Source organism: Microcoleus sp. C2D2, assembly GCF_036702495.1.
Lineage (GTDB): Bacteria > Cyanobacteriota > Cyanobacteriia > Cyanobacteriales > Microcoleaceae > Microcoleus.
In genome coordinates, this window is the sequence record NZ_JAUBTO010000052.1 from 1 (window position 1) to 14,771 (window position 14,771).

A 14,771-nucleotide genomic window follows, 5' to 3' on the forward strand; every position below is an offset into this window, starting at 1 on the left:
ATATTGTCTACTAATTTTCATAAAAAATAGAAATTAAAGTTAAAATAGTTAGACTAAAAAAAGCTTTATGGCTTTGATTTTTGAAAAATACCAGTAAGATAATCACATCTGCGGAATGTGGGCTTAAAGGCTGCTTGAGGGTGGGCCGGGGCCACACCCTCAAGCTTTCTTCTTCTTGCTTCCGCGACTCTTAACTAGACCGTTGCCAGTCCCCGTCAGACCGTCTCCACAAGCATTTTCTTTAATGTCCAAGAAGCGTCCCTCCTCAGACAATCCTTGAAAAGCGGATAACTTGAGCTGCTGCTACGTCTCTATGCGTCGTGTAACCACACTCAGGGCATTGGTAGAGTCTTTCTTTAAGCTCCTTTTTACCTGTGTGCGTATCGCATTGAGGGCATACCTGCGAGGTGTAATCTTTATTCACCTTGCCAAAATATACGCCTCGTTTCCAGCAAACCCATTGCAGTATTGACACGAATTGGGCAAACCCAGCATCTAGCGTATGCTTGCAAAACATCCCTTTAGCCCAAACCCTGAAATCGATATCTTCGACGAATACCATTCGGGCCCGGTCACAAATTTGACATCCACCCCGGCGTAAACGCACGGGGATTCCTAAGACTCACGACTTAGGTTTCTGCTTCTGTCCCCTAGGGGATTTCGCACCAGCCTTAACAGATTTACTCTGTTCAGGTCTTACGGTTGCTCCACAGACTGATACGGCAAGCCCTGCCGCCAAAATATTTTTTGCTGCGTTGATATCTCGGTCATGGTGCATCCCGCAATTAGGACAATCCCATTCCCGGATATTCAACGGCATCTTGTCAACGATGTGTCCGCAATTGCCACACCGTTTTGAACTCGGAAACCATCGGTCAATCTTAATTAAAGTACGACCGTACCAATCGCACTTGTAGTCAAGTTGTCTGACTAATTCGCCCCAACTTGCGTCACTTATGGCAAGGGCAAGTTGGGGATTTTTAATCATGTTCTTCACAGCTAAGTCTTCTACGGTGATGGCGCAAGTTTTCACGCACCAACCGCGTTGTTAACTTGTGAAGATTATCTTTCCTTGCATCAGTGATTTTTTGATGCACTTTCGCTACTTTAAGCCGTACTTTGTGACGGTTGTTTGACCCTTTTTGCTTGCGACTTAAAGATTTTTGCGCTTTTCTAAGCTTGCGATACTTTGCCTTGAATCCTTTGGGATTGGCAATTTTTTCGCCCGTGCTTAGAGTGAGCAAGCTTGTAACTCCCAGGTCGATACCGACTTGATTATCTGTTTTGGGCAATGCTTCAATTTCAACATCTACCAGCAGAGAAACTGACCACCTACCTGATGGTGCAAGCTTTACGCTTAAGGTTGATGGTGTTGCACCATCAGGTAGTGTCCGGCTCCAGCGAATCGGTAACGCTTGTGTGCTTTTTGCTAGGTAGACTTGTCCATCTTTGAACTTGAATGCTGACGAGAGTAAATTCTGCACTACCACCATTTCGTTTCTTTTTGAAGTTAGGATATTTTGCCCGCCCATCAAAAAAATTGGTATAAGCTGTTTGTAAATGTCTCAAGCATTGTTGCAATGGCACACAGCTAACTTTGTTGAGAAAATCTAGTTCTTCGGTTTTCTGACCTTCGGTTAACATTGAAGAAGTCTCAGCATACCCTACCCGTTTCTGTTCTTTGTACCAAGCTTCAGTTCTTACTGCTAAAGCACGGTTATAGACCAGACGAGCACAACCCAAAGTACGTCGCAACAAACTTTCTTGTTCCGGCGTTGGGTAGAATCTATAGCTGAAGGCTTTTAGTGTCATGCTGACCTTAAGTACGCTATTTCACATACTAGCACGTCTTGTGTGAAATGGTCTACCTTAACAAAGATTCATGTAAAGCCGTCCTAAAAGGACGGGGTTTCAGACCCCTTTTTTTGATGATTAGCTTGCTTAAAATGCCAATCTTTGCGGGTGTCGGCAATATGCTGATGATGTCTAGCTATCTTTCTGTTTAGCTTGTGGCGGTTGTTAGACCCTTTTTTCTTGTTCTTTAACCGACGTTGCAGCAATTTCAGCTTGCGATGTTTGGTCTTCAAAAACTTGGGACGTTTAACTAATTCACCATCAGATGTTGCCAAGAATTGATCCAAACCAAGATCGATCCCTATTGGATTTCCCGATGCTACAGGGTCGGGCACGTTAACATCACACCTCAGTGACATCACGACAAAATACCCTGAAGCCTTGCGAACTATCCGAGCTTGCTTAATTACAAACCCGTCTGGTATCTCCCTAGACTTAATGAGCTCCACTTGACCCAGTTGGGGAAGCTTAATTGAATTCCCTTGGATGCAATTTTTAAGCATTTGCGGGAATACAAACGACCTCATCCGATACTGGTTTTTAAACCTTGGGAAACCCATTCCTTTGCGTTGCATATCCACAAAAGCTGTCTCCAGTCGTCTTAAGATTTGTTGGAGTACTTGAGCGTTCACAGTTTTTAGTTCTGGGATTTGCTCTTTTGCTTCTGTCAATGATTTGCTTTGCTGGAAATAATTTGGGTAAGCTGCATCAAGCGGAATGATGTATTCCTTAGAAATCGAGCAAGCATTGACCGCACATTTACGAGAGTTGATCCAGTCCTTGCGTTCCCGCAAAGCGTAGTTCCAAACCTTGCGACAAACCGTTAGAACCCGCTCAATTTCTTGAGCTTGCTCTGCGGTTAGCTTCAATTTGTACTCTTGACACTCCCCAGCCTAAAGGCGTGGGGATTCTTGGTTCAATCAGTCGAACTTATCTCTGTTTTGTCACCACCAACGAGTAGAGGTCGTTCTGTCCCCAAGCGTTAATTTCGGTGTGCCCCACCGTATTTGAATTTAAAGTGATTCCTGCTTGCCTCAAGCCTTTCGCCAGAATGTTGCGAGCGGCGTTATTATCGCGGTCTAATACCGCACCGCAACCGCAAATATGAGTTCGGACTGACAGCGATTTTTTGACAGTATTACCACAATCCGAACAATCTTGGGAAGTGTATTGAGGGGCAACAGCAATTACTGTTTTTCCGTACACTTTTCCAAAGTATTGTAGCCATTGAGAAAACTGACCCCAAGCTGCATCACTAATTGACTTGGCAAGCTTATGGTTCTTTACCATGTTCCTCACTTCGAGATCTTCGTAGGCTACAAAATCGCTAGATTTTACCACGCCGGGCGTCGTCTTAATGGCGAAGTCTTTGCGCTGCCTACTGACTTTCAAGTGTTTTCTGCTTAACTTGTTAAGAGCTTTTTTACGATTGCTAGAACCTTTATTTTTCCGAGAAACTCGTCTCTGCAATCGCTTCAAAGCTTTTTCATTTTTGCGAAGATAGCGAGGGTTGGGAACCGTCTCACCGCTACTATTAGTGTAAAAATGATTCAATCCTACATCTATTCCAACACCAATACCAGTGGGAATAGATTCCTCTACCCGTTCCACATTAATGCAAAACTGAGCGTAGTAGCCGTCAGCACGACGAATTGCTCTAACTCGTTTGATTTCATCAGGTGCATAGAAGTGCAAATCTCTACTACCGACCAACCTAAAAGTTCCAGCAGCAAAACCGTCCGTGAATGTTAGACATCTTTTGTCGCTAGAAAGCTTCCAGCCTGAAGTCTTGTACTCGGGGAGGAGCGAGTGTGCTTTTTGAATTGTGGATATCCCTTCTTCCCTGGCTTCTTGGCGAAAGCAATTAGAAAAAAAACGTTGGATAGCAAAAATGGCGCGTTGGGCCATCGCTTGACGCGCCATCGAGTTAAGTTTGCCCGCCCATTCAAACTCTTTTGCCATGAGGGCACATTGTTTGTAGAGGTCAGACAGCTTAGCTCCTTGATTGTCGATCCAGTATCTGAGAGCTTTGTTTCTGACAAATTGAGCTGTCCGGATCATTTCGTCTATGACCCGGTATTGCTGTGGTTTACCTTTTAACTTGAGCTCTAGTACAATCATGGAAGTATCATATCATTTTTATAGATAGCTATGGCTATAAAATAAATTACTCAAAGAATCTTTACACTCGGAGACTAAAAGCAAAAAATTTTCAGACAGACTTAAAGAATTAAAGCCGTCCTATAAGGACGGGGCTGTTACCCAAATTTCCGGTAACTAAGGTTTAACATTGCTCGTTTTCCCTGGCTCTACAAAATAGAGTAGCATTTTGTAGAGTTAACCACAAGCAAAGCAATGGAAGGTAAATTGCAGGCTAAAGCCTGCCTCTAGCTTTCATCCGCGGTCTAAAGACACGGGGTTCTCAGCATATTTGCTATAGAATTCTAGAATATACCGTGACTCATCCGCCGTCAGCAGTCAGTGAACTTGGTGGTTTCAGGAAAATCCGTGGACTTAAAACAAATATTCAAAACGCCGAATCCCATAATCGGTGTCGTACATTTACAGCCTTTGCCAACTTCTCCCCGCTGGGGCGGAAACCTCAAAGCTATTATCGGAAGAGCCGAGCAAGAGGCTACAGCGCTGGCTTCTGGTGGCGCAAACGGTATCATAGTCGAGAACTTTTTCGACGCTCCTTTTGCCAAAGACAGCGTAGATCCGGCCGTGGTAAGTGCCATGACTCTGGTAGTCGAGAGGCTAACTAATCTCGTGACGCTGCCGATCGGCATTAACGTGCTGCGAAACGACGCCCACAGCGCGATCGCCATCGCCTCCTGTACGGGTGCTCAATTCATCCGCGTCAACGTCCTCAACGGCATCATGGCTACAGACCAAGGCTTAATTGAAGGCCAAGCTCACCAGCTACTGCGCTACCGCCGGGAATTGGGCAGCGATGTCAAAATATTAGCAGACGTGTTAGTCAAGCACGGGCGACCCTTAGGCAGCCCCAACTTGACCACAGCCGTCTCTGAGACGATCGGGCGCGCTTTAGCTGACGCCGTGATCCTCTCGGGTTGGACAACTGGCAGCCCTCCCAATCTCGAAGACTTAGAACTCGCGAGTGCAGCAGCGGCAGGAATTCCAGTTTTCATCGGTAGCGGCGCCTCGTGGGAAAACATTTCCACCCTCATGCAGGCCGCTGACGGCGTAATTGTATCGAGTTCCCTGAAGCGAAACGGCCGTATCGAGCAGCCGATAGATCCGATCCGCGTCAGTCAGTTTGTAGAAGCCGCCCGCCGCAGCTTGTCACAGAAAGAGCGCGAACAGGAAAACAGAGACGCTAATGGCTCAAGAGGGCCAACACCGGAACCGGGCAAAGTCACAAGTAAAACGTAAAATGGGAAGGGGTAATGGGTAATGAGTAATCGGTAATGGGTAATCGGTAATGGGTAATCGGTAACGGGTAATCGGTAATAGCTTAAAACGAAGAGCTAACAGTGAAAAAAAGCACAAATTCCTAATCACCAATCACCAACTATCAATCACCAATTCCCAATTATCAATTCCCAATTATCAATTCCCAATTATCAATTCCCAATTATCAATTCCCAATTATCAATTCCCAATTCCCAATTCCCTTGATTCACGGTCCGGAAGTCACGGATACACGGATATAGCGGTTCTCAAAAAAGTGAGGTATGCCCTATGCCCACGGAGGCCACGGAGGCCACGGAGGCCTATGCCCATGAGTACCTCATATGAGAGCTCGAAAGGTTATAGCTGTTTTTTTGCTCTGACTTCGGACTTCTGACTTTTGACTTCTTCCCTCAACATCCATCCGTTAAATCCGTTAAATCCCGTAGATTGCTCGTTGCCTTTCTGCCTTCTTCTTTCAACGTCCCAATTACCAATTACCAAATCAAAAAATGATTCGCCGACGTTCAACCCCTTGGATTCATCGCTGGTCTAGAACTGTGATGGGAGCGATCGCAGCCCTCGGCGTCGTAGAAACGGCCTATCTCACGATCGCTAAATTCACGACAGGCTCGGTCATTTGTCCCACCAGCGGCTGCGACAAAGTTCTCAACAGTCCCTACGCTACAGTCTTTGGCACAGTGCCTTTAAGTTTGTTAGGCTGTCTGGCTTACCTGAGCATAGCAATCCTGGCATTGGCTCCCAAAGCCGTCAGTCCCAACACCAATAAAGGACTGCACTCTCAACTAGAAAACAAAACTTGGCAAGCGCTATTTATCATCACCGCTGCGATGGTAATTTTCAGCAGCTATTTGATGTATTTGATGGCTTTTGAAATTAAGGAACTGTGCATTTATTGCATCAGTTCCGCCGTATTTTCACTGTCGCTGTTTGTGCTGGTGCTAGTCGGGCGCGAGTGGGAAGATATCGGACAGTTGCTGTTTACAGGCATTTTGGTGGCAATGGTGAGTTCGATCGGCGCCTTGGGACTTTATAACAGCGTCCGCTCACCTGCTGCTTCTGTCTCTACCCCCGGAATTCTAGCCCCTGCCGTCACTACAACCTCCGGCCCAGCACAACTTGCTTTGGTCCGCCACCTCCGAGAAATCGGCGCTAAAGAGTACGGCGCTTACTGGTGTCCCCACTGCCACGACCAAAAAATGCTGTTCGGCAAAGAAGCTGCTGCCCTGATCGATTACGTTGAATGCGATCCTAGGGGGCAAAATTCCCGCGCTGAAATTTGCCAAGCTGCTGGTGCGAATATTAAAGGTTTCCCGACTTGGGAGATTAAAGGTCAGTTTTATTCCGGGACGCAATCTTTGGAGAAACTCGCGGACTTATCGGGTTACACCGGCCCTCGAAACTTTCAAAACTGATAGAAAAGTTTGAGATTATAGATAGCAGATTTTAGGTTTATTGCCAGGAAACATCCTGATTTTTAACTTAGTTGATAGTTGTCTCTGGCTGCGAAATTAATCTAAAATCTAGCATCTATAATCAATAAACACTTAGTAAAAACTAGGTATAGCCTTTCGAGCTCTCATATGAGGTACTATCCGGCTGACGGGCCCACGGGCCCACGGGCCCACGGGCCCACGGGCATACCTCATTTTTTTGAGAACCGCTATAGATAGCGACGAAGACAAAAATCTAATACGCAGAAACCATTGTGGCGCAAGTTTTTAAGTTTGATTGTGTACCTCATCTACCCAACAACCTCTATAGCAACCGCGCCCGACTTTGAGAAGGTTCTTAATTGCTGAAACCATTGCGGTCAATAGCAACTTGGGCCTTCCTTCTTCCTTCTTCCTTCAACATCTGCTATACACAAAAACTCAAGAAACCGGATTTCTGCTTCCAGACTCATTGTTGAAATGATATATTTTGGTTGAGAAACCCGGTTTCTGCTGTTGCCGCCCGATCGCACCGAAAAATCAAAAAATAAAAAATAAAAAATCGACTCGCCCGCACCGAAAAATCAAAAAATCAAAAAATTGGAAAATCTAAAATCTAAAATCTAAAATCTAAAATCGATCGACTCGCCCGCACCGAAAAATCAAAAAATTGGAAAATCTAAAATCTAAAATCTAAAATCTAAAATCGACTGAGCCGATCGCCCCGGAGATGTAAAAGCTATATGTAGTAGTAGCTTAGATGCTTAAAGGGCGGGGCAAAAATCTCAAAAATATGCTAGAAACTATCAAAAAATGGCTGGATCGAGAACGCCGAGTATTGATTACTGCGAGTGCAGTTGCCGGTACGGTCATTATAATGCGCTGGTTCGGATGTTTTCAGGTGTGGGAATGGGCTGCTTTCGACCAGTTTGTGCGCTGGCGGCCGGCCGAACCAATTGACTCGCGCATCGTCATTGTAGAAATTAATGAAGCTGACTTGCAAAAATACGGCTACCCAATTTCGGATGCTGTATTGGCCCAATTGCTGCAAAAATTGCACGCTGGCAAGCCGCGGGCGATCGGCCTCGACGTTTACCGAGATTTGCCAACTCAACCGGGTAACGCCGAATTGCTCAAAACGTTTAAAACTATTCCCAACTTAATCGGCATTGAGTTGATGCCAGACGAAACCAGGTTCGGAGTTCGGCCGCCTCCGGTACTTGACAAGCTCGATCGAATCGGTTTCAACAACGTTGTCATCGATGCTGACTCAAAAGTGCGCCGAACTTTGCTCTACGCTTGGCCAGGAGACGGCAAAACTCATAAAAGTTTCGCGCTGAAACTGGCTTTGCGTTACCTCGCAAGCGAAGGAATTTCCCCTCAATCAGCAAAAGCCAATCCTAAATACTTGCAGTTAGGCAAGGGGGTTTTTCGGCCTTTTCAACCGCATGACGGTGCTTACGTTCGAGCCGACAGCCGCGGCTATCAAATTTTGACCAACCTGCGCGGCCCGCGAGGCAGTTTCCGCACTGCATCGATGAGCGACGTGCTTTCTGGCAAAGTACCCGCTGATTTTGTGCGGTCGCGCGCTGTCTTGATCGGCTCAAATGCCCCCAGCCTCAAAGACTTTTACCAAAATTCTTACAGCTCGGGTTGGTTTGCTCCTCCCCAGCAAATACCGGGAGTCGAGCTTCAGGCTCATTTGTTGAGCCAAATTTTAAGTGCTGCCCTCGATGGGCGCGGGGGTATCAATGTCTGGCCAGAGGCTGCGGAGTTGCTGTGGATTTTACTCTGGTCTTGGGCGGGAGCAAGTGTAAGTTGGAATTTCCGATCGCTGGGTCGATCGGCTTGCTGTTTGTCAAGTATCTGTCTCGGTCTCAGTGGCAGTTTATACTTAGCTTTTTTAGCCGGTTGGTGGCTGCCGTTAATTCCTGCAATCCTCAGTCTTTTAGGTTCTGGCTGCGCAGTTGTGGGTTATCTGGCTCATTTACAAGAAGAATTAAAACGGTCTAAAGAATTTTTACAATCACTAATCGATACAATTCCCGACCCGATTTTTGTCAAAGATCGAAATCACCGCTGGGTTGTTTTGAATCAGGCATATTGTCGGTTTATCGGCTATCCTTTAGAAAATTTGATCGGCCACACAGATTACGATTTATTTTCCCAAGGCGAAGCCGATATATTTTGGCAGCATGACGAATTAGTCTTGCAAACTCACCAGCCGCGAGAAAATGAAGAATATTTTACCGACGCTCACGGAATTACGCATCTGATTGCGACTAAAAGATCCCTGCATAAAGATGCTGCAGGCAACCTATTTTTAGTCGGAGCAATCAGAGATATTACTGAGCGCCAACTCCGGGCAAAAGCCCTAGAACAAAAAAATGCTGAACTCAGCCACCAAGCCGATCACGATGCTCTCACCGGTTTGCCCAACCGCAAAAGGTTTTACGAATGTTTGCATCAGTCTCTAGAAAAAGCCTCCAGGAATCAGGAATTGGTAGCTTTACTGTTTTTAGATTTAGATGGATTTAAGTTAATCAACGACACTCTCGGACACAATGTGGGCGATTTGCTCTTAAAAACAGTTGCCAGGCGGCTCAAAAAATGTTTGCGCGGCAGCGATACAATCTCGCGGTTGGGTGGCGACGAGTTCACAGTCATTTTGCCCGCAATTCCAGGTCCCGAGGAAGCTGCGAAAGTAGCTGAAAAAATTTGCGACGCTATCCTCCAGCCTTTTATTTTAGAAGAACGTACAGTTTCTGTAACTACAAGTATTGGCATTAGTTTATATCCCATTGACGCTCAAGCTCCAGAGATTTTAGTCAAGAAGGCCGATGCTGCGATGTATCGTGCTAAGGAACGCGGGAAAAATCAATATCACTTTTATTAATTAATACCAGTTAAAAAAATAAACAAACTGTAGGTCAAATCCCAACCACGAGCTTCATAAGTCATTCCCAACTATTCAATTGTTTAATTTAAAAGGTCAAAACTTCGGACAAAATTTGAGCAAGTTTTAGACCTCAAACCCTAAGAAGGCCGTGGGGGCGATATTATTGGCAGGCGCCCCACGTGCAGCTAACGAAAGAAAACATACCTCGATTTTGAAACCGTAAGCCCTGTAAGCTTTTTGAAACCGTTCAAAAAAAGGTCGGAAGTATTAGACTGTAACATTTCTATATGGTATAATCAGTCATCTGTCATTAGATAGACTTACAAAAATATAAAACTTATGAGAGGAAATTGCCGTCTCATCTAAATCAATAGTCCGGACTATTTTTATGTCGTAGTCTGAAACCCTTGATTTTCGGTTAGCAGCTTGATTGTCCAATCGCCCTGAAACCGTTATTTTACGGTGGGCAATCAAAAACTGTCCGAAGTATTGCTAAATGTTACAGAATATTACAAAAATCCCAACTTGACACGGGAAACCAAATTAAAATCGCCAAAAAGCCTTTAATTAAAATAGTTGACGTAAACTTACGAAAGTTAATTAAAGAAAATGTAAAGATACCAGTGGAAATACGCAAATTGATAGATATAATAGGTGCTACAAACGTGCATCTAGGTCAGTGATTTGAATAAGGATGTGAATACTATGCGTACTTTGATTCAGCTCACAACAACGGCAACTCTGGCGGTCTGCCTGCAACTGAATACAGTTGGCACCGCAAATGCGACTCAACTTGCCAGCAACTCAACCACGAACTTAACAAAAGATAGATCGACCTCCACGGTTTGGACACTTGCACAAACCTCTAGGTTTCCAAATTACCCCAAACAATACGAACCAGACCCGAACGGGAATCCCAAAAGTGACGGTACGGGAACGCGCTGAACCCAATGACTAGACCGAGTACGTTTGGATTGAACATTAGCTCTGACGAAGCTATATCGGTCACGAATGGATTGGATATGCTTGCCACTCCACGACTTACCAGTAGAAGTGGTAGCAATATCTCTTCTACGCAAATCAACCCTAACTACTTTTAGTCTTTGACCAGTTGGGTTGGTGGGCTTTTAACACAAACATTGATGTAGTAGTCACCCGGTTTAGTTTTATTGAGAGTAGCAGCCGTTGGAGCTTGCCCTTTAAGCAAAGCCAATTGATAATTGCCAATACTCAATTTGGACTTAACTCGACCACACATCAAAGTAATGCCAACTGTTGGCAAATCCTCAATATATTGACAAGTCCTAACATCCAAATTAATAGATGTCGGTCTAAATTTGTGGACTTGCTTAACAGATGCGGCATTACCAATTACAGGACCAATTGCTTGACAGACATGGTTTGCCTTCAACCCCGTAGCTTCGCGCACTGGCTTATAAACCTTGTGGTGAAGCTGGGTTGTATTCCAGCACTTCTCACGTTTTGCAACGGAATATATCTGATGGCAAGCCGTTTCTAATTACAGCAAAGTGCGGTCAATTTCGTTCCGCAACTCTACAGCGACTTGGAGCTTACTTTTTACAGATCTTGTCTGCATTGCATCTATCTAAATACTCATCCGAGTCTAGCACAATATAAAGCTGTCCTACAAGCACCGGGTTTCTACCCAATTTTCAGATGAATCGATGCGTTACTACCGCCATAGTTTAATCAGTGACATACTCCCACGTCAAGCTGAGTACAGCTATGACGTGGGCATCTTTGCAGCCCGATGAAGGGTGTGCAAAATTTCCTTCGCGGTACTATCATCTATAGTTCCTACTATAGAAAGATTCCCGCTACGGCGTTTTCTCCTTGGGAAAATGCCCAACCCAAGTCTCTTTAAATTAATCGCGGCGTTAACATCGCGATCGACCATTAAAGAATGTTGCTCATCCCAATAGCTTCGCATACCGCAATCGGTGAAAACAATTTCATTCCGATAGCACAGAACCATTGAAGTATAAGCAGGTTTTTGCGGAACGACGACTGATCCAGCTTTTTCGGCTATGTATTCCAGCGTCTTAAAAAACTGACCGAACGCAGCATCCAGCCAAGACTTATTTAGTCCTGATTTAGCTGATTGACCGTTTGGAAGGTAAGTACCCTCATTATCTTGCTTAACTTTATTCCGTTTCGTTAAGCCTTTTAAGTTTAAGTCCTCATGAAAAAAGAATTTAGCTCCATACCTGACAAGTCTGTGAGCTGTTTTGTAGTGGAAATCTTGGCGACAACGCGCTATTTTTTGGTGCTGTCTCGCTTCTTTTTTGGCTAACTTCCGTCGGGCTTTAGAACCGCGCTTCCGTTTGTTCCGCTTCCTTGATATCTGGTCTAACTTAGCTTGGTTTTTGCGAAGCGGTTTCAACGAAGGTAGCTTTTCCCCTGACGATGTTGCTAAATAGACATCTTCATGTAGCACCGCATCCAACCCAATTGAGTTATCCCAGTTTGGGGTAACTTTATCAGGAATAAACTGGGGTACTGAAGCGTCTTCAAGCATTATCTGGATGAACCAACCGTCAGCCTTTCTAGTTACACTAATTTGCTTAATAGTGAATCCATCGGGGACCCTGCGGTGCATCCGAACTTTTATGACACCCAACTTCGGCAATCGGATATAAAACCAATTCTTGCGAACCAGCTTAATCCAGTCGTTATTAGCCGTAGAAAAAGTCATCGTCCGGTAATCCGCTTCAGTCTTGAATCGGGGCTTACCCGATCGCCCGCCTTTACTGTCCCCTACGATAAACCGCTCAAAGGCTTTATCTACTCGCTTAGAAACATCTTGCAGAATAGTTGAATCTACCTGCTTGAAGTCCAATAGCTCGCCACTGTGGAAGACTTTTACTAGGTCTTTTTTGATGACTGGTAATTGTTGTTTTTGGGAATAGTAGTTAGGCTTTTCACGAGGCGTAGAGATGCTAGCAACTAATGGGCAAGCATTTATAGCAGTCCGGTTACTCTCCCACCAATCAAATCGATCGCCTAGCTGCCTGTTGTACCAATAGCGACAAATTCTCAACCAATGATTTAGGCTTAACTTTTGAATGGTGTTGGGATAGAACTGATACTGATATGTTACTTTCATTGCGCTACGACCTTTACGCATTTGCTGAGAATAAAAATACCAGAAAAAACTATATTGTGTCAAGCAGTAATTTAATAATTATGTCAAGTAACGATGTTGGCAAATAAAGATTTGTTCATCTCGTCATCCACACCTTCATTGCTCGCCCGCTATGCTGGCGAGGACATGAAAATGTGGAATCCTCGATTCACGCGCCTCTGGTCCCACACTAATCGAAGCGATATAGTGTGGGGATTCCCGTCTGACTAGCTAACGCTTTCTTTGTACCAATTGGTGTTCTGGATTAAAGTGTGACTGCACCAACCCGGATCGGTGAGGGGATAGTCAAGTCGGTAATGTCCGCCTCGACTTTCAGTCCGGAAAGCCGCACTTTTGAGAATTAAATAGCCGATATCTAATAAATTGCCAACTTCTCCCCAATTTCGCAATAGCCGGCTGGTTTCCTCATCCGCAAGTGAGAAATCAAGGATTTTTCCAGGCCGCAACTTCAGCAAAGTTTGACTCAAAGGCAAAGAGGCAAATTCTTGCCGCCAAATCTCAACTTGGACGATCGCACTTTCCAAATCCCGCTGGCCCCTGCAAATTCCCGCACTCTGCCACACCAAATTCGGCAATTCTACCCGCAACTTTTCGATCGCCTCAATGTCATGAAGACAAATCGATTTTTCCAAGATTTCCCCGGCATCTAACTCATCTGTGAGTGTTTTGGGCTTTCCACCTTCTAGCTGCAAAAGTCCCATCTGCGCCCCAAAAACCAGACATTCCAGCAGCGAATTGCTCGCCAACCGATTAGCCCCGTGTACCCCCGTGCTCGCAGTTTCTCCCACCGCGTACAAACCCGGAATGGATGTTTGGTTGAACTTGTCAGCCACAATCCCTCCCATCCAGTAATGGGCCGCGGGCGTCACGGGCACCGGTTCGGAAAAAATATCAATTCCCCAGTCAGCGCACACTTGAATAATATTCGGAAACCTGTAGCGCAGTCGATCGACCGCAATCGGGCGCAAATCCAGCCAAACATGAGGTTCCCCCGTCTTCTGCAAGTGGCGGAAAATTGCGCGGCTGACAACATCCCGAGGGGCGAGTTCCCCGCTGGGGTGAGAGTCAAAAGCAAAGCGATATCCCTTACTGTCAACCAAATGAGCTCCTTCTCCCCGCACCGCTTCGCTAATGAGAAACCGAGGCGCGCCCACTTTGCTGAGTGCCGTCGGGTGAAACTGCACAAATTCTAAATCTCGCAGCAGCGCCCCGGCGCGCCAAGCAATTGCTACCCCGTCCCCGGTACTTACCGACGGATTGGTCGTTTGAGCAAAAACCTGTCCCCCACCGCCTGTCGCCAGCACCACGGCTTGGGCCTGCAGCCACTTGACTTGTGAGCCGCAAATCGAGCTAATCCCCTGACAGCGCCCGGTTTCGTCGTCTAGCCACAGACTCAAAGCAAAGGCAGGGGATACGAGTTGAATGTTTTTGCGGCTCAATACTTTTGCTGTCAGCGTACTGATAACGGCTTTGCCCGTAGTGTCGGCGGCGTGGAGAACTCGGCGGCGGGAGTGGGCGGCTTCTAGGGTGAGGGCTAAATCTGGGCCGGTGCGATCGAATGCAACGCCCATTTTCACGAGGGAGTCAATGCAAGCACCAGCTTCCTCGACTAAAAATTTCACCGCCTCTAAATCGCAAAGACCGGCTCCTGCAGCCAGTGTATCCTGAACGTGCAGCGCTGCGGAATCTTCAGGGGCGATCGCCGCAGCAATCCCTCCTTGAGCCCAATCACTAGCAGAAACAGGCAGGGTATTTTTATTGATCAAGCCCACGTGCAAATGCTCTGGCAGGCAAAGTGCTGTGTACAAACCCGCCGCGCCAGCACCTATTACCAATACGTCAAATTTGTCAGTCATAAGTCTGCCGCCAGTCGATTTTTGATTTTTGATTTTACATTTTAGAATTGACTCCACAGATGAATCTGGGGAGTTGAATTAATGTCAGTCGATCGAGCTTATATTTTAGATTTTAGATTAAAGAATTG

Annotated in this window: 10 protein-coding genes and 2 pseudogenes; 4 read left to right on the top strand and 8 right to left on the bottom strand. The window is 45.7% G+C overall.

What is annotated here, in order from left to right:
* Positions 1-265: 265 nt before the first annotated feature.
* From QUB61_RS17740 to QUB61_RS17755, 4 genes and pseudogenes are all read right to left on the bottom strand, one after another.
* Complete coding sequence (locus QUB61_RS17740; protein WP_333130644.1) at positions 266-562, bottom strand: transposase; 297 nt, start codon at positions 560-562, stop codon at positions 266-268.
* 60 nt (positions 563-622) lie between these two features.
* Positions 623-1,812 (bottom strand): annotated as a pseudogene (locus tag QUB61_RS17745) (RNA-guided endonuclease InsQ/TnpB family protein).
* 116 nt (positions 1,813-1,928) lie between these two features.
* Positions 1,929-2,723, bottom strand: a pseudogene (locus QUB61_RS17750) (RNA-guided endonuclease InsQ/TnpB family protein); the annotation flags it as partial.
* A gap of 61 nt (positions 2,724-2,784) precedes the next feature.
* Positions 2,785-3,975, bottom strand: coding sequence for a transposase (locus QUB61_RS17755; protein ID WP_333130646.1), 1,191 nt, complete (start codon positions 3,973-3,975; stop codon positions 2,785-2,787).
* A gap of 387 nt (positions 3,976-4,362) precedes the next feature.
* On the opposite strand from QUB61_RS17755, the gene btpA reads away from it, so the two are divergent.
* Positions 4,363-5,250, top strand: a complete 888-nt coding sequence (btpA, locus tag QUB61_RS17760) for a photosystem I biogenesis protein BtpA (protein WP_333130648.1) — start codon at positions 4,363-4,365, stop codon at positions 5,248-5,250.
* A 378-nt stretch (positions 5,251-5,628) separates the two neighbouring features.
* Here the strand turns inward: btpA and QUB61_RS17765 are convergent, their stop codons facing one another.
* Positions 5,629-5,799: a hypothetical protein gene (locus QUB61_RS17765; RefSeq protein ID WP_333130650.1), complete on the bottom strand. Its 171-nt coding sequence runs from the start codon at positions 5,797-5,799 to the stop codon at positions 5,629-5,631.
* Here QUB61_RS17765 and QUB61_RS17770 point away from each other — a divergent pair.
* The 3 genes from QUB61_RS17770 (at position 5,781) to QUB61_RS17780 (ending at position 10,566) form a co-directional block, all read left to right on the top strand.
* Positions 5,781-6,704 (top strand): vitamin K epoxide reductase family protein, encoded by a 924-nt coding sequence (locus tag QUB61_RS17770; RefSeq protein ID WP_333130652.1) that lies wholly within the window; start codon positions 5,781-5,783, stop codon positions 6,702-6,704. The two genes, QUB61_RS17765 and QUB61_RS17770, sit on opposite strands and share 19 nt — an antisense overlap.
* 778 nt (positions 6,705-7,482) lie before the next feature.
* Positions 7,483-9,618, top strand: a complete 2,136-nt coding sequence (locus QUB61_RS17775) for a CHASE2 domain-containing protein (protein WP_333130654.1) — start codon at positions 7,483-7,485, stop codon at positions 9,616-9,618.
* Positions 9,619-10,326: 708 nt separating this feature from the next.
* Positions 10,327-10,566: a hypothetical protein gene (locus tag QUB61_RS17780; RefSeq protein ID WP_333130656.1), complete on the top strand. Its 240-nt coding sequence runs from the start codon at positions 10,327-10,329 to the stop codon at positions 10,564-10,566.
* A gap of 151 nt (positions 10,567-10,717) precedes the next feature.
* Here QUB61_RS17780 and QUB61_RS17785 read toward each other — a convergent pair whose 3' ends face one another.
* From QUB61_RS17785 to nadB, 3 genes are all read right to left on the bottom strand, one after another.
* Entirely contained in the window at positions 10,718-11,050 is a 333-nt protein-coding gene (locus QUB61_RS17785; RefSeq protein WP_333130658.1) for a hypothetical protein, read from the bottom strand.
* A gap of 315 nt (positions 11,051-11,365) precedes the next feature.
* Positions 11,366-12,748, bottom strand: a complete 1,383-nt coding sequence (locus QUB61_RS17790; RefSeq protein WP_333130660.1) for a transposase — start codon at positions 12,746-12,748, stop codon at positions 11,366-11,368.
* A 245-nt stretch (positions 12,749-12,993) separates the two neighbouring features.
* Positions 12,994-14,643, bottom strand: a complete 1,650-nt coding sequence (gene nadB / locus QUB61_RS17795; RefSeq protein ID WP_333130662.1) for an L-aspartate oxidase — start codon at positions 14,641-14,643, stop codon at positions 12,994-12,996.
* Positions 14,644-14,771: the final 128 nt, after the last annotated feature.